The 16,884-nt window shown below is 58.3% G+C and carries 16 protein-coding genes; 4 read left to right on the top strand and 12 right to left on the bottom strand.

All coding sequences use genetic code 11. From position 1 onward, the window contains the following. Nucleotides 1–4 precede the first annotated feature (4 nt). From ACHEXK_RS06710 to ACHEXK_RS06655, 12 genes are all read right to left on the bottom strand, one after another. The gene (locus ACHEXK_RS06710) at nt 5–427 is read right to left on the bottom strand and encodes a PaaI family thioesterase (protein ID WP_416548595.1); all 423 of its coding nucleotides are present in this window, start codon (nt 425–427) and stop codon (nt 5–7) included. A 20-nt stretch (nt 428–447) separates the two neighbouring features. Further along, complete coding sequence (locus ACHEXK_RS06705) at nt 448–1,239, bottom strand: SDR family oxidoreductase (protein ID WP_416548594.1); 792 nt, start codon at nt 1,237–1,239, stop codon at nt 448–450. Between the two features lie 12 nt (nt 1,240–1,251). After that, complete coding sequence (locus ACHEXK_RS06700; protein ID WP_416548593.1) at nt 1,252–1,557, bottom strand: Dabb family protein; 306 nt, start codon at nt 1,555–1,557, stop codon at nt 1,252–1,254. Next, nucleotides 1,557–3,371, bottom strand: coding sequence for an acyl-CoA dehydrogenase (locus ACHEXK_RS06695; RefSeq protein WP_416548592.1), 1,815 nt, complete (start codon nt 3,369–3,371; stop codon nt 1,557–1,559). The genes ACHEXK_RS06700 and ACHEXK_RS06695 overlap by 1 nt, the downstream gene beginning before the upstream one ends. A gap of 89 nt (nt 3,372–3,460) precedes the next feature. Continuing rightward, nucleotides 3,461–4,636, bottom strand: a complete 1,176-nt coding sequence (locus ACHEXK_RS06690) for an acetyl-CoA C-acyltransferase (RefSeq protein ID WP_416548591.1) — start codon at nt 4,634–4,636, stop codon at nt 3,461–3,463. 59 nt (nt 4,637–4,695) lie between these two features. Continuing rightward, nucleotides 4,696–6,807, bottom strand: a complete 2,112-nt coding sequence (locus ACHEXK_RS06685) for a 3-hydroxyacyl-CoA dehydrogenase NAD-binding domain-containing protein (RefSeq protein WP_416548590.1) — start codon at nt 6,805–6,807, stop codon at nt 4,696–4,698. A gap of 148 nt (nt 6,808–6,955) precedes the next feature. Continuing rightward, nucleotides 6,956–7,651 (bottom strand): ABC transporter ATP-binding protein, encoded by a 696-nt coding sequence (locus tag ACHEXK_RS06680; RefSeq protein ID WP_416548589.1) that lies wholly within the window; start codon nt 7,649–7,651, stop codon nt 6,956–6,958. Then, the gene (locus ACHEXK_RS06675; protein ID WP_100120291.1) at nt 7,651–8,424 is read right to left on the bottom strand and encodes an ABC transporter ATP-binding protein; all 774 of its coding nucleotides are present in this window, start codon (nt 8,422–8,424) and stop codon (nt 7,651–7,653) included. Before ACHEXK_RS06675 ends, ACHEXK_RS06680 begins: the two co-directional genes overlap by 1 nt. Continuing rightward, nucleotides 8,421–9,713 carry a branched-chain amino acid ABC transporter permease gene (locus tag ACHEXK_RS06670; protein ID WP_100120290.1) on the bottom strand — a complete coding sequence of 431 codons (1,293 nt, stop codon included), beginning with the start codon at nt 9,711–9,713 and terminating at the stop codon, nt 8,421–8,423. The genes ACHEXK_RS06675 and ACHEXK_RS06670 overlap by 4 nt, the downstream gene beginning before the upstream one ends. 3 nt (nt 9,714–9,716) lie before the next feature. Continuing rightward, nucleotides 9,717–10,751, bottom strand: coding sequence for a branched-chain amino acid ABC transporter permease (locus ACHEXK_RS06665; RefSeq protein WP_100120289.1), 1,035 nt, complete (start codon nt 10,749–10,751; stop codon nt 9,717–9,719). A gap of 147 nt (nt 10,752–10,898) precedes the next feature. Beyond that, nucleotides 10,899–12,131, bottom strand: a complete 1,233-nt coding sequence (locus ACHEXK_RS06660; protein ID WP_100120288.1) for a branched-chain amino acid ABC transporter substrate-binding protein — start codon at nt 12,129–12,131, stop codon at nt 10,899–10,901. 127 nt (nt 12,132–12,258) lie between these two features. Next, on the bottom strand, nt 12,259–13,887 hold the full coding sequence (locus tag ACHEXK_RS06655; protein WP_416548588.1) for a 3-(methylthio)propionyl-CoA ligase: 1,629 nt from the start codon (nt 13,885–13,887) through the stop codon (nt 12,259–12,261). A gap of 132 nt (nt 13,888–14,019) precedes the next feature. Here ACHEXK_RS06655 and ACHEXK_RS06650 point away from each other — a divergent pair, with 132 nt between their 5' ends. From ACHEXK_RS06650 to ACHEXK_RS06635, 4 genes are read left to right on the top strand one after another with little or no spacing between them, the layout of a single operon-like run. After that, nucleotides 14,020–15,567: a protein adenylyltransferase SelO gene (locus ACHEXK_RS06650; RefSeq protein WP_416548587.1), complete on the top strand. Its 1,548-nt coding sequence runs from the start codon at nt 14,020–14,022 to the stop codon at nt 15,565–15,567. Continuing rightward, nucleotides 15,564–15,971, top strand: coding sequence for a peptide-methionine (R)-S-oxide reductase MsrB (msrB, locus tag ACHEXK_RS06645; protein WP_416548586.1), 408 nt, complete (start codon nt 15,564–15,566; stop codon nt 15,969–15,971). The genes ACHEXK_RS06650 and msrB overlap by 4 nt, the downstream gene beginning before the upstream one ends. 43 nt (nt 15,972–16,014) lie before the next feature. Further along, a complete protein-coding gene (locus tag ACHEXK_RS06640; protein ID WP_416548585.1) occupies nt 16,015–16,557 on the top strand; it encodes a septation protein A in 543 nt (180 codons plus the stop codon). Next, nucleotides 16,554–16,826: a BolA family protein gene (locus tag ACHEXK_RS06635; RefSeq protein ID WP_416548584.1), complete on the top strand. Its 273-nt coding sequence runs from the start codon at nt 16,554–16,556 to the stop codon at nt 16,824–16,826. The genes ACHEXK_RS06640 and ACHEXK_RS06635 overlap by 4 nt, the downstream gene beginning before the upstream one ends. Nucleotides 16,827–16,884 lie beyond the last annotated feature (58 nt).

The following is a 16,884-nucleotide window of genomic DNA, read 5'->3' as shown; positions in this document are numbered from 1 at the left end:
TGGGTCAGTCGGTAGAAATGGCTGGTTTTTCGCGTCGGCTCACGTACTTGAACGTGCCGGTGGCGTGCGCACACAGCTGGCCTTGGGCATCGAACACGCTGCCCTCGGTGAACGCCATGCTGCGTGTGCGGTGTTTCAAATGGCCTTTGCCGACCAGGTGCTGTCCGGCAGGCACTTGGGCAGGGCGCATGAAGGTGGTTTTCATCTCGATGGTGACCACCCCCATGACCGGGTCCACACTGCGAGCAGCGGTGGCCATGATGACGTCCAGAAAGGTCATGACGGCGCCGCCGTGGGTGACGTCGAAGGAGTTCAGGTGTTCGGGCCTTGGCGCGAAATGCAGCTCAGACTCACCACCCTCGAATGTCTCGAGCGAAAAGCCCAAATGCTCAACAAAGGGGATGTGGGCGCCAAAAGGAATGCTCATGTCCAGACTCAAAATGGGGCTCAGCCACCGATGATGGCACTCACGCCACCGTCCACGGCCAGCCATTGGCCCGTGATGTGTTTGCCCGCATCCGAGGCGAACAACACGGCCAGGCCCTTCAAGTCCTCGTCATCGCCCAAGCGGCGCAGCGGTGCGCCTGCGGCCATCTTGTCGGCCCCCAGCTTTTCCAGCAGGCCATGGGTCATTTTGCTGGGGAAAAAGCCCGGGCAAATTGCGTTCACGGTGATGCCATGCTCGCCCCATTCGCCCGCCAGGGCGCGTGTGAAGTTGATCACCGCACCTTTGGAGGTGTTGTAAGCGATGGTCTTCATCTCGGACGGGTTGCCCGCCAATCCTGCAATCGAGGCGATGTTGATGATGCGGCCCTTGCCGCGCGGAATGAAACTGCGCTTGGCCACTTCTTGCGACAAGATGAAATAGCCACGCACGTTCAGGTTCATCACCTTGTCCCAGGCCTCAACAGGATGGTCTTCGGCCGGAGCGCCCCAAGTGGCCCCCGCGTTGTTGACCAAGATGTCGATGGGCCCCATGCGCTCCATGGTTTCTGTGGCCAGGCGACGGATGTCTTCTTCTTTGCCGCAGTCTGCAGCGATCCAGCGGGCATCGATGCCCGCAGCTTGCAACTCAGCGGCCGCCTCTTCCAGGTCAGCCGCTTTGCGGGAGCTGAGCATGATCTTGGCGCCAGCTTCACCCAAGGCGTGGGCCATTTGCAGTCCCAGACCGCGAGAGCCGCCTGTGACAAGGGCGACTTGGCCGGTCAAGTCAAAAAGTTGTTGAACGGTGCGAGCCATCTTATACTCCTGTTATTCGACGGTGAAATCCATACAGCGGCGCTCTTGCACAACCGCCCTCATGAAAGGTTTGATGGCCAGATGATCGGGGTGATTTTGGTAAGCCGCTAGCACCTGCGCGTCATCGAGCAGCATGTGGAGCACCAAATCATTCGTACAGTCCATGCCAGGCGTTGCAACGGCGACTTCGAAAGCGCGAATACCGGGCACGACTTGAGCGCAGGACAACAACAGCTTTGTCGCCTTTTCAAGGTTGATTGATTTGTCGGCCCCTTCGGCGTGGTCCTTCAAATTCCACATGACGATGTGGCGGATCATCAGAAGGCCTCTTCGGGCAAGTTGGCACAAGTGGGATCGCGGCTGCAAACCACATTCAGCCACGCGCCAATTTTGGGCAATTCGTATCGGAAGAAGTAGCGGCAAGCAGCGCGTCTGCCCTGGGCTGCGGGGCTGTTGTCTTCCCCCAGACTGTTCGCCACATCCAGCCAGATCCAGGCGATCACCGTGTGGCCAAAGGCCTGCAAATAGGGCACGGCGTTGGCCAGGGCCTCGGCTGGTTGGGCTCCGGCCCAAGCTTGTTGTGTGGCTTGGCCCACTTGCTTCAAGGCATCACGCAAGGCGGCCGCTTCGGGTGCCCAATGGGTCTCGGCTTGGGCGGCCGTGGCCAGCATGCGCTCGGCCAGCAGTTGCAACCCCCGACCGTTTTCCATCAGGACCTTGCGGCCCAGCAGGTCCATGGCCTGGATGCCGTGGGTGCCCTCGTGGATCATGTTCAGCCGGTTGTCGCGCCAGTACTGCTCTACGGGAAAATCGCGTGTGTAACCGTAGCCCCCATGGATCTGGATGGCCAGGCTGTTGGCTTCCAAGCACCACTCACTGGGAAAACTCTTGACAATGGGCGTCAGCACTTCAAGCAGCAAACGCGCGACATCGGCGTCTTCCTCTGTGCCCGTGTGCTGTTCGTCCACCAGACGGGCACAGTACAAGGCCAGTGCCAAAGCGCCTTCGCTGTAAGCTTTTTGGGCCAGCAACATGCGCTTGATGTCGGCGTGCTCAATGATGCGCACTTGGGGCTGACGCGCATCTTTGCCCCCTGCCCCGGTGGGTCGGCCTTGTGGACGGTTTTTGGCGTAGTCCAAGCTGGCGTAGTAACCGGCCATGCCGAGCATGGTGGCGGCCATGCCCACACCGATGCGGGCCTCGTTCATCATGTGGAACATGCAGCGCAGGCCTTCACCGGGTTGGCCGACGAGGTAGCCCACGGCGCCGGCCTCGCCGCGCACGGGGTATTTGCCCTCGCCAAAGTTCAGCAGGGTATTGGTGGTGCCTCGCCAGCCACATTTGTGGTTCAGGCCTGCCAGCGCCACATCGTTGCGTTCGCCTGTCAGCTGTCCATCCGTGTCCACCATCTTTTTGGGCACGATGAACAGTGAAATACCTTTGACGCCGGGGACCAACTGGCCATGCTCGTCGGGGATCTTGGCCAGCACCAAATGGATGATGTTCTCGGCGAGTTCATGCTCTCCCGAAGAGATCCACATCTTGTTGCCCTTGAGGCGGTAACGTGCGCCCAAAGCGTCGGCCTCAAAGCCCTCGCCATCGGGTGTGGCGCGGGTGGTGATGTCGCTCAGCGACGAGCCCGCTTGGGGCTCAGACAAGCACATGGTTCCAGAGAATCGCCCAGAGAATTCGTTGGCCGCAAACACCTGCTTTTGCAAATCGGTGCCGTGCACCATGAGCAAATTGGCGTTGCCGCTGGTGAGCATGCCCGAGCCAATGCTGACCGAGGCCATGGCAAAAAACGCGTTGGCGGCGGCTTCGACCGTGTAGGGCAGTTGCATGCCGCCGATCTCGTAGTCTTGTGCGGCGCTGAGCATGCCCGACTCGGCATAGGCCTTGTACGCGTCGTGTGTGGCCTGGGGCAGGATGACTTTTTCGCCATCAAAGTGGGGCTCTTGGGTGTCCACCAGGCGGTTGAAGGGGGCATATTTTTCGCGGGCGATGCGCTCGCAGGTGTCGAGCACCGCGTCAAAAGTTTCACGCGAGTGGTCGGCAAAGCGCGCGCGGCTTTGCAGGCTGTCGACTTTCAGCCAGTCGTGCAGCAAAAAATCAACGGTGGGACGCAGGCTCATGACACTCATCCAGATTCAAAACATAAAAAAAGGCGGCAGGCACAAGCCAGCCGCCCTTCGCGTTGATCAGGCATCAACGCGCTTGCGCATCACAGCACTTCAAAAATGCCGCAAGCACCCATGCCGCCACCAATGCACATGGTCACCGCCACGCGCTTGGCACCACGGCGCTTGCCTTCGATCAGGGCATGGCCCGTGAGGCGTTGGCCCGACACACCGTAGGGGTGACCCACGGCAATCGCGCCGCCGTTGACGTTCAGGCGATCGGCCGGAATACCGAGCTTGTCGCGGCAGTACAGCACCTGCACGGCAAAAGCTTCATTGAGTTCCCACAAGTCGATGTCGTTGACCGTGAGGCCCAAACGTGCCAAAGCTTTGGGCACGGCGTACACCGGGCCAATGCCCATTTCATCGGGCTCGCAACCGGCCACGGCAAAACCGAGGAATCGACCCAGGGGCTTCAAGCCGCGCTGCTCGGCCAGTTTTTCGTCCATCAACACGCAAGCGCCAGCACCGTCGGAGAACTGGCTGGCATTGCCTGCCGTGACCAGACCACCTGGCAAGGCAGAACGCAAGCCGCTGATGCCCTCAACCGTGGTGCCTTCGCGCAGGCCTTCATCCACGCTCACGGTCACTTGCTTGGTGGTCAAGCCCATGACCTTGTCAATCACGCCTTGGGTCACGGTGATGGGGGCGATTTCTGCGTCAAACAAACCCGCCGCTTGCGCAGCGCAGGCTTTTTGCTGGCTGGCTGCGCCATAAGCGTCCATCACATCTCGGCCGATCTTGTAGCGCTTGGCCACTTGCTCGGCAGTTTGCAACATGTTCCAGTAGATCTCTGGTTTTTGTTTGGCCAAGGCCAGATCTTGCAGCATGTGTGTGTTCATTTCTTGCTGCACACAGGAGATGCTTTCGACGCCACCTGCCACGTAGACTTGCCCTTCACCGGCCATGATGCGCTGCGCAGCCAGCGCGATGGTTTGCAAGCCAGAAGAGCAAAAACGGTTCACGGTCATGCCCGACACCGAAATGGGCAAACCGGCCTTGAGCGCCACCTGACGTGCGATGTTGGCACCCGTGGCCCCTTCGGGTGTGGCGCACCCCATGATCACGTCTTCGACTTCGGCGGCGTCAATGCCTGCGCGAGCCACAGCGTGCTGCACGGCGTGACCGCCCAGTGTGGCGCCATGCGTCATGTTGAAAGCGCCTTTCCAGCTCTTGGCCAGGGGGGTGCGTGCGGTAGATACGATGACTACATTCGTCATGATGAAAACCTTTCAGGGGAGGGACCAACCGAAGGTTCGCCCACTCGAAAATTAAAAAATCAGTTGAATGTCTTGCCTTCAGCCACCAAGCGTGCCAACAAGGGCGCGGGTTGCCAAAACTGGGCATCGTCATGCGGATTTTTGGCAAATCGTTTCATGGCTTCGGCCACGTTGAACAGGCCCAAAGTGTCCGCATAGATCATGGGGCCACCGCGCCAGAGCGGGAAGCCATAACCGGTCAGGTAGACCATGTCGATGTCGCTGGCCTTGCTGGCAATGCCCTCTTCCAGGATGTGTGCAGCCTCGTTCACCAAGGAGAAGACCAAACGCTGCACGATTTCTTCGTCCGAGATTTTGCGGGGTGTGATGCCCATGGCGGCGCGGTGCTTCTCGATCATTTCGACCACCACAGCACTGGGGATCGCATCGCGCTTGCCGGCTTGGTAGTCGTACCAGCCTGCGCCCGTCTTTTGACCGTAACGGCCCATCTCGCACAGCAAGTCCGCGGTTTTGCTGTACTTGAGGTTGGGTTTTTCGGTGTAGCGGCGCTTGCGGATCGCCCAGCCAATGTCGTTGCCCGCCAAGTCGCCCATGCGGAAGGGGCCCATGGCAAAACCAAACTTTTCAACGGCTTTGTCCACTTGTGCGGGTGTGCAACCTTCTTCGATCAGGAAACCGGCTTGGCGGCTGTACTGCTCGATCATGCGGTTGCCAATAAAGCCATCGCAAACACCTGACACCACGGAGGTCTTCTTGATTTTTTTGCCAATGGCCATCACGGTGGCCAAGACATCTTTACCGGTCTGAGCGCCACGCACGACTTCCAGCAGCTTCATCACGTTGGCGGGGCTGAAAAAGTGCATGCCCACCACGTCTTGGGGACGTTGGGTGAAGCTGGCAATCTTGTTCACATCCAAGGTGGAGGTGTTAGAAGCCAAAATGGCACCCGGCTTCATCACGCGGTCCAGTTCTTTGAAGACGGCTTCTTTCACGCCCATTTCCTCAAAAACCGCCTCGATCACCAAGTCCGCTTGGCCAATGTCATCGTAACTGAGCGTGGTGCTCAACAAGGCCATGCGCTCTTCGTACTTCTCCGGCTTGAGCTTGCCTTTTTTGACCTGCGCCTCATAGTTCTTGCGAATGGTGGCCACGCCCCGGTCCAGCGCTTCTTGTTTCATCTCCAACATCTTGACGGGTATGCCGGCGTTCAAGAAGTTCATCGAGATGCCACCGCCCATGGTGCCTGCACCGATGACGGCGATGCTCTTGATGTCCCGCTTCGGTGTATCTTCTGGCACGTCCGGAATCTTGCTGGCTGCACGGTCGGCCATGAAGATGTGGCGCAGAGCGCGGCTCTCTGGCGTCAACATGAGGTTCATGAAAATGTCACGCTCGAACACCATGCCGTCTTCAAACTTCTTCTTGGTGGCCGCTTCCACGGCATCCACACATTTGACCGGCGCAGGCAGGTTTTTGGCCATGCCTTTGGCCATGTTGCGGGCGAATTGGAAGTAGGCATCCCCCTGAACGTGTTTGCATGGCAAATTGCGCACCAAGGGCAAAGGCGCACCTTCTGCGTGAGCACCAGCGACTTTGCGGGCCATCGCCAAGGCTTCTTCAGGCAAGGTTTGAGCCGATTGGGCCATGGCATCGAACAGCTTTTGACCGGGCAACATGGCCAGCATTTCGCTCTTGATGGCTTCACCACTGACAATCATGTTCAGGGCGGCTTCAACGCCGATCACGCGAGGCAGGCGCTGCGTGCCACCTGCACCAGGAATCAAGCCCAGCTTCACTTCAGGCAAGGCAATCGAAGTGCCAGGCGCGGCGATGCGGTAGTGGCAGCCCAGTGCCAATTCCAGACCACCACCCATGGCAACGGAGTGGATGGCCGCCACAACGGGTTTGGCCGAATTCTCGCAAGCGCGGATCACGCTCAGCAAATTGGGTTCCTGGATCGCTTTGGGCGAACCGAATTCACGGATATCGGCACCGCCAGAGAAGGCTTTGCCACCACCCGTGATGACAATGGCTTTGACCGCCGAATCGTTGTTGGCTTTTTCCAGCCCATCGGTGATGCCGATGCGGGTGGACAATCCCAATCCGTTGACCGGCGGGTTCGTCATGGTGATGACCGCCACATCGCCGTGGACTTTGTATTCAGCTGTCATGCTGGACCTCCTTTGCGTGAAAAATTAAAATAGAACGACCGTTCGTTTTTTGTGATTGTAGACACAAATCAAGCGCCGCATCACAAAATTTTGTCTCTCTAGAGACGCGCTTTCGACAGCGCAAAGCCAGACCCCAAGCCCGGTACTGTCAGACCTCGAGCCACTCCTTGCGGATGTACGTGTTGGCACGCAAATCGTCGGGGGTGCCCTGGAAAACAATCGAGCCGTGGCCCATGACCAAGGCCCTGTCGGAAATGCTCATGGCGATCGTCAGCTTTTGCTCAATCAGCAAAACCGAGACCCCTTTGGATTTCAAGCTTTTCAGGTACTGACCGACCAACTCCACAATTTTGGGGGCCAGGCCCTCGGTCGGCTCATCGATGATGATGAGGTCGGGGTCGCCCATCAGCGTGCGGCAAAGCGTGAGCATTTGCTGCTCGCCACCCGACAAAACACCAGCCTCGGTGTGCTCACGCTCTTTGAGTCGGGGGAACATGGCGAACATGTCGTCAAAGGACCAGCGGCCAGGTTTGCCGCTGCGCTTTTGTCCCAGTTGCAGATTTTGATGAACCGTCAGTTTGGGGAAAATGTCGCGATTTTCAGGCACATAGCCCAAACCCAGATGGGCGATTTCGTAGGCTTTTTTTCCTTGAATCGACTGGCCTTTCCAGTCAATGCGGCCTTGGCACTCGACCAAGCCCATGATGGCCTTGGCCGTGGTGGAGCGGCCCGAACCGTTGCGACCCAGCAAGGCCACAATCTCGCCCTGGCCGACTTCAAAACCGACACCATGCAAGACATGGCTTTTGCCGTAGTAAGCGTGAAGATTGTCTATCGTCAACATCAATGGCCTCCCGCTTGGCTGTCTGCAACCGATGAGCCCAGATAGGCTTCTTGAACTTTGGCGTTGGCCCGCACAGCCTCCGGGGTGTCAAACGCAATCACCTCGCCATAGACCACCACCGCGATCTTGTCGGCCAAGCCAAACACCACCCCCATGTCGTGCTCCACCGTCAGCAAAGTTTTGCCCACCGTGACTTCTTTGATCAACTGAATGAAACGCGATGTTTCACTCTTGCTCATGCCCGCTGTGGGTTCGTCCAGCAAAATCACATCCGAGCCCCCGGCAATGGTCACACCGATTTCCAAAGCCCTTTGCTCGGCATAGGTGAGGTTCACCGCCAACACATCGCGCTTTTTGTCCAAGCGAATCATTTCCAGCAACTGGTCGGTGCGCTCATTGGCATCTTTCAGGCCCGACAAAAACTTGAAGAAGGTGTATTTGTAGCCCAGGCTCCACAGCACAGCGCAACGCAAATTTTCAAACACACTCAACTTGGGGAAGATGTTGGTGATCTGAAAGCTGCGCGAAAGCCCCATGCGGTTGATCTCGTAGGGCGTTTTGTGCTGGATGGCTTGGCCATTCAACAAAATATCGCCACTGGTCGGGCCAAAGCGGCCACTGATCAGATTGAACAAGGTGGATTTACCCGCGCCGTTGGGGCCAATCACCGCCACCCGTTCACCGGGAGACACGGCGAGGTTCACACCCCGGATGATTTCTGTTTTGCCAAAGTTCTTTCGAACGTCTTTCAGCTCAAGTGCGTAGGTACTCATACTGCGGTCTCCCGGCGCTTGATTTCTTTTTCAATGTCGGTCTGAATCTCGCCCCAGTCACGGGCGAACTGACGGCGCGCCAATTCAAACAAGCCAAGGCCCGTCAACATCACAAATGCCGAGCCAAACCAGCTGTCCAAACTCTTGGCGTTCAAGGTGGCGCCCATGAATTTGACCGTGTCACCCAAGGCGGTGTTGAGCTGCAGGTGGTAGACCATCTCGATCATGGCCCCTGCGCCCGCCAGCATGACGATGGCGGTCAGACCCAGCCCCAGATAACTGGTCCAGATCTGGCGCAATTTGCCAAACTTGGCCACCCGCAGGTTCATCATGATCAAACTGGCGATGCCACCAGGCGCATACATGACCATGAAGAGGAACACCAAACCAAGGTACAGCAGCCAGGCCTTGGTCAACTCGGACAACAGCACAAAGGCGATGATCATCAAAATCGCGCCGATGATGGGGCCAAAGAAAAAGGTGGCGCCTCCCAAGAAGGTGAACAACAAATAAGCGCCCGAGCGCCCTGCCCCCACCACCTCGGCGGTCACGATTTCAAAGTTCAGGGCGCCCAAGCCTCCCGCGATACCGGCAAAAAAGCCCGCGATGATGAAAGCCATGTAGCGCACACGCTGCGTGTTGTAGCCGATGAACTCCACGCGTTCAGGGTTGTCGCGCACCGCATTCAAAATGCGGCCCAGTGGTGTTTGCGTGAAGGCGAACATCAGGGCAACGCTCACAAACGTGTACACGGCAATCAGGTAATAGACCTGGATTTGGGGTCCATAGTTGATGCCGAAAAAGGCCTCACCCGCCACGCGGTTGCCAGAAACGCCCGCCTCGCCCCCGAAAAACTCCGAGAACATGAGCGACATGGCAAACACCAACTCGGCCACGCCCAAGGTGATCATGGCGAAAGGCGTGCCCGATTTGCGGGTGGTCACCCAGCCCAGCAACACGGCAAAGCCCATGCCCGCCACACCGCCCACGATGGGCAACAGGCTCACGGGAATGTGCAGCTTGCCGCCACTCACGGCATTGAGTGCATGGATCGCCATGTAAGAGCCGAGGCCGGTATAGACCGCATGGCCAAAGCTCAGCATGCCGCCTTGCCCCAACAAAATGTTGTAGGACAGGCAGGCGATGATGGCAATGCCCATCTGCGCCAACATGGTCACCGACAGATTGCTGGTAAAAACCAACGGCGCAAGGACCAACACCAAGGCAAACAGGCCCCAAATGACCCAGCGGCCCACGTTGTAAGGTTTGAATTTGTAAACAGCAGCCATGTCTTAACCCTCGCGTGTGCCCAAAAGACCCTTGGGCCGGAAGATCAGGATGAGTACCAAAAACAGGTAGGGCAAGATGGGCGCCACCTGAGACAGCGTGAGCTTGGCAAACGAGTTTTCCTGGGTGGCGGCGGACAAAGCCCAGCCCATGTCTTTGGCGAGTGTCAGGAACGAGTAGTCGATGGCCACCGCAAAGGTCTGGATGACACCAATCAGCACCGAAGCCAAAAATGCGCCAGACAGCGAGCCCATGCCGCCGACCACCACCACCACAAAAATGACCGACCCTACGGTGGCCGCCATGGCGGGCTCCGTCACAAAGGTGCTGCCGCCAATCACGCCCGCCAAACCGGCCAGGCCCGTGCCAGCACCGAAGACCAGCATGAAGACGCGCGGAACGTTGTGGCCCAGAGACTCCACCATTTCAGGGTGGGTCAAGGCGGCCTGAATCACCAAGCCGATGCGGGTGCGGGTGAGCAAGAGCCACAAAGACAGCAGCATGAGGAGCGCCACCAGCATCATGAACCCGCGCGTGGCCGGAAACGGCGAACACACCACGCGGATGGCGGCATCGGCGGCGCTGCACAGGTCTGCAGGCGCAGCGCCCCAAACCAGCGACAGACCTTGCACCGAATGGTTGATCAATGTGAAGGCTGAGCTGCGCAAGATCTCGGGCGGCGGGAAGTCCACCGCAGTGCGTCCCCAGACCAGTTGGACCAACTCCAGGGCCACATAAGACAAGCCAAAAGTCACCAGCAGTTCAGGCACATGGCCAAAAGGGTGCACTTTGCGCAAAGTCACGCGTTCAAACACAGCACCGCACGCGCCCACCAAGAGGGGGGCCACCACCAGTGCAGGCCAAAAACCGATCCACCCGGTGAGGGTGTATCCGAAATAGGCGCCGACCATGTAAAAGCTGGCGTGTGCAAAGTTGAGCACGCCCATCATGCTGAAAATCAGCGTCAGCCCGGAGCTGAGCATGAACAGCAACAGCCCGTAACTGAGGCCGTTGAGCATGGAGATGATGAAAAACTCCATAAAAACTTTCCAGGCTGTATCTCAGCCTAACTGCGTTACCGAAAGCGGGTTGACGGGGTCAACGCCAAGACAAAAAATGAAACATTCAAAAAAAAGCCCGACAACAATTTGTCATCGGGCCTCTTTGCCCTCAGGCAAACCCCAGGATCAGCCTGGGCGCTTCATCTGGCAGCTGGTGGGCGTGCTGGAAACGTAGGAAGGGAACTCTTTGACAGGGGCCAAAGTCATGCCGGTGTTTTCAGGGCTGTAGGGGTACTTCTTGTCGGTTTTTTGCCAAACCGTCATGTACAAAGGCTGCTGCAACTGGTGGTCGGCCTTGCGGATCTCCACTTCACCGTTGAAGTTCTTGTACTTGAGGCCGCCCAAGGCAGCCGCGACCTTGGCAGGTTCTGTGGACTTGGCTTTGGCCATGGCCTCACCCAGTGCATTGAAGATGGAAATCACCGAGCCGGTGTAAAAGTCGTCGTTGAATTTGGTTTTGAACTCGCCCATCCACTTGCCGATGTCACCACCCATGTTGTAGTGGTTGTAGGCAATTTGGTAAACCCGGCCAGCGCCACTGGTGCCGAGCGCTGTGGGGGTGCCCGTCACGCCGGTGTAGTAGGTGTAAAACTTACCGGTGTAGCCCGCTTCGTTGGCGGCCTTGACGAGCAAGGACAGGTCAGAACCCCAGTTGCCCGTGATCACCGTGTCAGCGCCGGAAGCCTTGATCTTGGCGATGTAGGGCGAAAAATCGCGCACTTGGGCCAGGGGGTGCAAGTCTTCACCCACGATTTGGACATCGGAGCGTTTGCGCGCCAGGTTTTCCTTGGCAAATTTGGCCACTTGCTGGCCATGCGAGTAATTCTGGTTGAACAGGTAGACCTTCTTGACGTCTTTGTCGTCTTTCATGAAGGTGGTCATGGCTTCGATCTTCATCGAGGTGTCGGCATCAAAGCGGAAGTGCCAATAGCTGCACTTGCTGTTGGTGAAGTCCGGGTCCACCGCGGCGTAGTTCAGGAAAATGATTTCCTTGCCAGGATTGCGCTCGTTGTGTTTGTTGACCGCTTCGATCAAGGCCCCGGCCACCGATGAGCCGTTGCCCTGAGCGATGTAGCGCACACCTTGGTCCATGGCGGCCTTGAGCGCGTTCAAACTTTCAGCAGGGCTGAGTTTGTTGTCAAAAGACACCATCTCGAACTTGACGCCAGCCGGATTGGTTTTGCTGAATTTTTCCGCAAAAAACTGGAAACTCTTGAGCTGGTTGCTGCCCACGGGACCCATCAAACCAGACAAAGGATCGATGTGGGCGATTTTGACGGTCTCACCCTTTTGGGCAAAAGCCCCCATGGAACAGGCGGCCAAAACGGCTGCGGTGATCAAACGTGTTGCGAATTTCATTCAAGGTCTCCAGCGTTGTAAAACAAAACAAGTTCAGGTTACCCGCAACGGTTCCAGGGACTGCTCCGGGTTTGCCCCTAAGACGTATCGCCCACGCGACTCGGTCAGGTCGCAGGGGCCGAAACCGTCACAGACCGGGCAACACGTAATCGGCCAATTGCTCGCGCAAACGGGTCTTGAGCATCTTGCCGGTGGCCCCCAAAGGAATGGCGTCAACAAAGACCGCGTCGTCAGGAATCTGCCATTTGGCGGTTTTTCCTTCGTAAAAAGCCAGCAGCGCATCCCGGCTGACCTCGGCGCCCGGTTTTTTGACGACACAGACAATGGGTCTTTCATCCCACTTGGGGTGGCGCATGCCAATGCAAGCGGCCATGGCCACGGCGGGGTGGGCCATGGCGATGTTTTCGATGTCGATGGAACTGATCCACTCACCACCCGACTTGATGACGTCTTTGCTACGGTCAGTGATCTGCATGAAACCATCGGCATCGATGGTGGCCACATCGCCCGTGGGAAACCAACCGTCCACCAAAGGACTTGCACCCTCTTGTTTGTAATAGGAGGCGATCACCCAAGGGCCTTTGACCAACAAGTCGCCCGCGGACTTGCCGTCATGCGGCAAAGCCGTGCCCTTGTCATCGACGATTTTCATGTCGATGCCAAAAATGCAGCGGCCTTGCTTCAGGCGCAACTTCATTTGCTGCTCGGCGGGCAAACTCAGGTGCTTGTTTTTCAAGGTGCAGACGGTGCCCAAGGGGCTCAGCTCGGTCATGCCCCAAGCGTGCAGCACGTCCACCTGGTAGTCCTCACGGAACGCGTCGATCATGGCGGGTGGGCAAGCCGATCCGCCGATCACCGTGCGGTTGAGCTGGCTGAACTTCAAACCTGCGGGCTTCATGTGGCCCAGCAGCATTTGCCACACGGTGGGCACACCCGCGGCAAAGGTCACGCCTTCGGCCTCGATCAATTCGTATACCGACTTGCCGTCCAGTGCCGGGCCGGGGAACACCAGTTTGGCACCCGCGATGGCAGCGCTGTAGGGAATGCCCCAGGCGTTGACGTGGAACATGGGCACCACGGGCAAGATGGCATCGCGCGCCGAGATGCACATGGAGTCTGGCAAGGCGGCGGCATAAGCGTGCAGCACGGTAGATCGGTGGCTGTACAAAGCCCCTTTGGGGTTGCCCGTGGTGCCACTGGTGTAACACAGGCTGCAGGCGGTGTTCTCGTCGAGCTGCGGCCAGGTGTAGGTGTCGGGCTGCTGGCCCATCCAGCTTTCATAGCTCATCAGGTTGGGGATGCCGGTGTCGGCAGGCAATTGGTCTGCATCGCACAAAGCCACGTAATGGGTGACGGTTTTGCAATGCGCATGCAGGGCTTGAACCAGGGGCAAAAACGTCATGTCGAAGCACAAAATTTGGTCTTCGGCATGGTTGGCAATCCAGGCCATTTGCTCAGGGTGCAATCGGGGGTTGATGGTGTGCAAAACACGGCCCGAGCCGCTGACGCCGAAATACAACTCCAAATGACGGTAGCCGTTCCATGCCAAGGTGGCGATGCGCGCGCCTTGGGACACCTTTTGCGCATCCAGTGCGTTGGCCACTTGGCGCGAACGTTGCGCGACCTGGGCCCAATTGCTGCGGTGAATATCACCTTCCACCCGCCGAGAGACCACCTCGCTGTCACCATGGTGCTTTTCGGCAAAGTCGATCAACGAAGAAATCAGCAATGAGCGCTGTTGCATCAATCCCAGCATGGGTTGGTCTCCAAAGAATAAAGGGGCAATGAGCAGATCATTGTGCACCCCACAAGCGCCTGAACAGCGGCCTGTTCCTGCTCAAAAACCCGCAAAACCCCGGGTCCTTGTCAAGGACGTGACAATGTGGAGATGTCATATGCCCCTTCGGAAACCCCTGCCAACGCCCCGCTCAATACGCCTGTGCTGGCGTGGACTCACCGCCTGACCCAGTTGGGGCCACGGTTTTTCACACCTCTGCGGCCCACACCGGTGGCGGCGCCCTACTGGGCTGCGCGCAATGGCGCGTTGCGCAACGAACTGGGTTGGCCCGACGCACTTTTTGACAACGATCACCTGCAAGCTTTTGCAGGCAATGCCCTGATGGCCGGCTCCCAGCCCTTGGCCACGGTGTACAGCGGTCATCAATTTGGTCAATGGGCAGGTCAGTTGGGTGACGGGCGGGCCATCTGGCTGGGCGAAGCCGCCTCCGATCAAGGCCCTCAAGAAATTCAGCTCAAAGGCGCGGGCCGAACGCCTTATTCGCGCGGCGGTGATGGACGAGCCGTGCTGCGCTCAAGCATCCGTGAGTATTTGTGCAGCGAAGCCATGCAGGGCCTGGGCATTCCCACCACCCGCGCCCTGTGCCTGGTGGCCTCGCCCGAACCGGTGCGCCGCGAAGAAGTAGAAAGCGCCGCCATCGTGGCCCGCGTCGCCCCCAGCTTTTTACGCTTTGGCCACTTTGAACATTTTTCGGCGCAAGGCGACACCGACAGCCTGCGGACATTGGCCGACCACGCCATCGCCCACCATCTGCCCGAATGCCACGATCGGGCGGCTCTGTGGCAAGGCAATGTTCACGCGGCTTTGCTCGATGTGGTGCAAGAGCGCACCGCCCAACTGCTGGCGCAGTGGCAGGCCGTGGGCTTTTGCCACGGCGTGATGAACACCGACAACATGAGCCTGCTGGGTCTGACGATCGACTACGGCCCCTTCCAGTTCATGGACGCCTTCAACCCCGGCCACATCTGCAACCACTCGGACCACCAGGGGCGCTACGCCTACGGGCGGCAACCCAATGTGGCTTACTGGAATCTGTATTGTTTGGCCCAGGCCTTGGCCCCTTTGATCGACGACCAGGACATGACCCTTCAGGTGCTGGAGGGCTACAAAACCCTGTTCCCTCGCTTCCTGGGCGATGCGATGCGGGCCAAGTTGGGCCTGACCGACGACTTGGCCCCCGAGTCCGAGCGGGAAGCCGACTGGACCTTGGTCGAGGATTTGATGCAGCTCATGGCGTCCGAAAAGGTGGATTTCACCTTGTTTTGGCGGCAACTGAGTCAAGCGGTGGTGCGCCAATCGCAGGCCGCCACACTGACCGATGCGGGCTGGAGCCCCGTGACCGATGGGGTCTTGGACCGCCCTCGCCTGCTGGCTTGGTTGGAGCGCTACACAGCGCGGGCTGGGCACGCGAACTTGGCGCGCATGGGATCGCACATGCTGCACACCAACCCCAAGTTTGTGCTGCGCAACCACTTGGCCGAGGTGGCGATCCGTCAAGCCAAGGCGGGTGACTTTTCAGAAATCGACCGCTTGCACAACTTGCTACAGTCTCCCTTCGACGAGCATCCTGGCTTTGAGGCCTATGCCGACTTGCCGCCCGATTGGGCGGGCCACCTGGAAATCAGCTGTTCATCATGACCAAAATCCAAAAAACTGACGCGCAGTGGCGCGAACTTCTGGCCGCTAAAAACGCGGAGCCGGTGGCCTATGCTGTGACGCGACAAGCCGCCACCGAGCGACCCTTCACCGGCAAATACGAAGGCCATTGGGCCAAGGGCATTTACCGCTGCATTTGCTGCGATGCAGAGCTTTTCAATTCGGACACCAAATTTGACGCGGGATGCGGCTGGCCCAGCTTTTCACGGGCCAGCGCTGACGGCGCCATCGAAGAGCGCGTGGACACCAGCCACGGCATGCGGCGGGTGGAAACGGTGTGTGCCCAATGCGGCGCACACTTGGGCCATGTGTTCGAAGACGGCCCTGCGCCCACAGGCCTGCGTTATTGCATGAACTCCGCTTCGTTAGACTTCGAGCCTTCTTGACCGATTTGCGCGCTGCCACTTGCATCGCCTCCATTGCCATTCCATGAAATTTCTCCTCGACTTTTTCCCCATTCTTCTTTTTTTTGGTGCCTACAAGATGGGCGATATCTACACCGCCACGGCGGTGCTGATGGGTGCGACCGTCCTGCAAACCGCGATCATTTACAAAATGGACGGCAAGCTGCAAACCATGCACAAGATCACTTTGGTCTTGGTGCTGGGTTTTGGTGCCCTCACGCTGGGGCTGCATGACGAACGCTTCATCAAGTGGAAACCCACTTTGTTGTACGCAGGTTTGGCCATCGCCTTGGCGGTGGCGCACGGCCTGTTGAAGAAAAATTTCCTGCACATGCTGCTGGGGGCTCAATTGCAATTGCCAGCAAACGTCTGGCATCGCCTGAACCTGTCATGGATCCTGTACTGTGTCTTCATGGCCGCCATCAACGGCTATGTGGCGCACTATTTCAGCACCGAAGACTGGGTCAATTTCAAACTTTGGGGCTATGCGTTCCCGGTGGTGTTCATCTTGGGGCAAGGCTTGTACATCTCACGTTATTTGCCCCAAGACGAGGACAAGACACCATGAACACCATCGTTTTGCCATTGAGCGAACAAATTCATGCCCGATTGAGTGAACGCCTGCAGCCAACGGCCTTGCGGGTGGTGGACGAAAGTGCTGCGCACGCCGGCCACATGGGGGCCAACGACAGCGGTCAAGGCACCCACATGCGGGTTTCGATCGCATCCCCTTTGTTCAGCGGTCTCTCTCGCGTCCAGCGCCATCGCCTTGTGTATGATGCGCTGCAAGATTTCATCGACCAAGGCTTGCACGCCTTGGCCATCGAACTGATCTGATCGGGTTGTCGCCCCTGGTGACAACCCCTTTTTTTGAACCCTTGTGAACCCTTCACCT

It is taken from the genome of Limnohabitans sp. DCL3 (assembly GCF_048019295.1).
In the GTDB taxonomy this organism is placed as follows: Bacteria; Pseudomonadota; Gammaproteobacteria; order Burkholderiales; family Burkholderiaceae_C; genus Limnohabitans_A.
The sequence above is the reverse complement of the archived record's forward strand: the minus strand, read 5'-3'. Positions and strand labels throughout refer to the sequence as shown.

Excerpts from the sequence above, each read along its gene's own strand:
- ACHEXK_RS06690 (WP_416548591.1), bottom strand. The coding sequence starts at position 4,636 with ATGACGAATGTAGTCATCGTATCTACCGCACGCACCCCCCTGGCCAAG.
- ACHEXK_RS06685 (WP_416548590.1), bottom strand. The coding sequence starts at position 6,807 with ATGACAGCTGAATACAAAGTCCACGGCGATGTGGCGGTCATCACCATG.
- ACHEXK_RS06700 (WP_416548593.1), bottom strand. The coding sequence starts at position 1,557 with ATGATCCGCCACATCGTCATGTGGAATTTGAAGGACCACGCCGAAGGG.
- ACHEXK_RS06695 (WP_416548592.1), bottom strand. The coding sequence starts at position 3,371 with ATGAGCCTGCGTCCCACCGTTGATTTTTTGCTGCACGACTGGCTGAAA.
- ACHEXK_RS06710 (WP_416548595.1), bottom strand. The coding sequence starts at position 427 with ATGAGCATTCCTTTTGGCGCCCACATCCCCTTTGTTGAGCATTTGGGC.
- ACHEXK_RS06670 (WP_100120290.1), bottom strand. The coding sequence starts at position 9,713 with ATGGCTGCTGTTTACAAATTCAAACCTTACAACGTGGGCCGCTGGGTC.
- ACHEXK_RS06660 (WP_100120288.1), bottom strand. The coding sequence starts at position 12,131 with ATGAAATTCGCAACACGTTTGATCACCGCAGCCGTTTTGGCCGCCTGT.
- ACHEXK_RS06635 (WP_416548584.1), top strand. The coding sequence starts at position 16,554 with ATGAACACCATCGTTTTGCCATTGAGCGAACAAATTCATGCCCGATTG.
- ACHEXK_RS06655 (WP_416548588.1), bottom strand. The coding sequence starts at position 13,887 with ATGCTGGGATTGATGCAACAGCGCTCATTGCTGATTTCTTCGTTGATC.
- ACHEXK_RS06640 (WP_416548585.1), top strand. The coding sequence starts at position 16,015 with ATGAAATTTCTCCTCGACTTTTTCCCCATTCTTCTTTTTTTTGGTGCC.
- ACHEXK_RS06650 (WP_416548587.1), top strand. The coding sequence starts at position 14,020 with ATGTCATATGCCCCTTCGGAAACCCCTGCCAACGCCCCGCTCAATACG.
- msrB (WP_416548586.1), top strand. The coding sequence starts at position 15,564 with ATGACCAAAATCCAAAAAACTGACGCGCAGTGGCGCGAACTTCTGGCC.
- ACHEXK_RS06705 (WP_416548594.1), bottom strand. The coding sequence starts at position 1,239 with ATGGCTCGCACCGTTCAACAACTTTTTGACTTGACCGGCCAAGTCGCC.
- ACHEXK_RS06675 (WP_100120291.1), bottom strand. The coding sequence starts at position 8,424 with ATGAGTACCTACGCACTTGAGCTGAAAGACGTTCGAAAGAACTTTGGC.
- ACHEXK_RS06665 (WP_100120289.1), bottom strand. The coding sequence starts at position 10,751 with ATGGAGTTTTTCATCATCTCCATGCTCAACGGCCTCAGTTACGGGCTG.
- ACHEXK_RS06680 (WP_416548589.1), bottom strand. The coding sequence starts at position 7,651 with ATGTTGACGATAGACAATCTTCACGCTTACTACGGCAAAAGCCATGTC.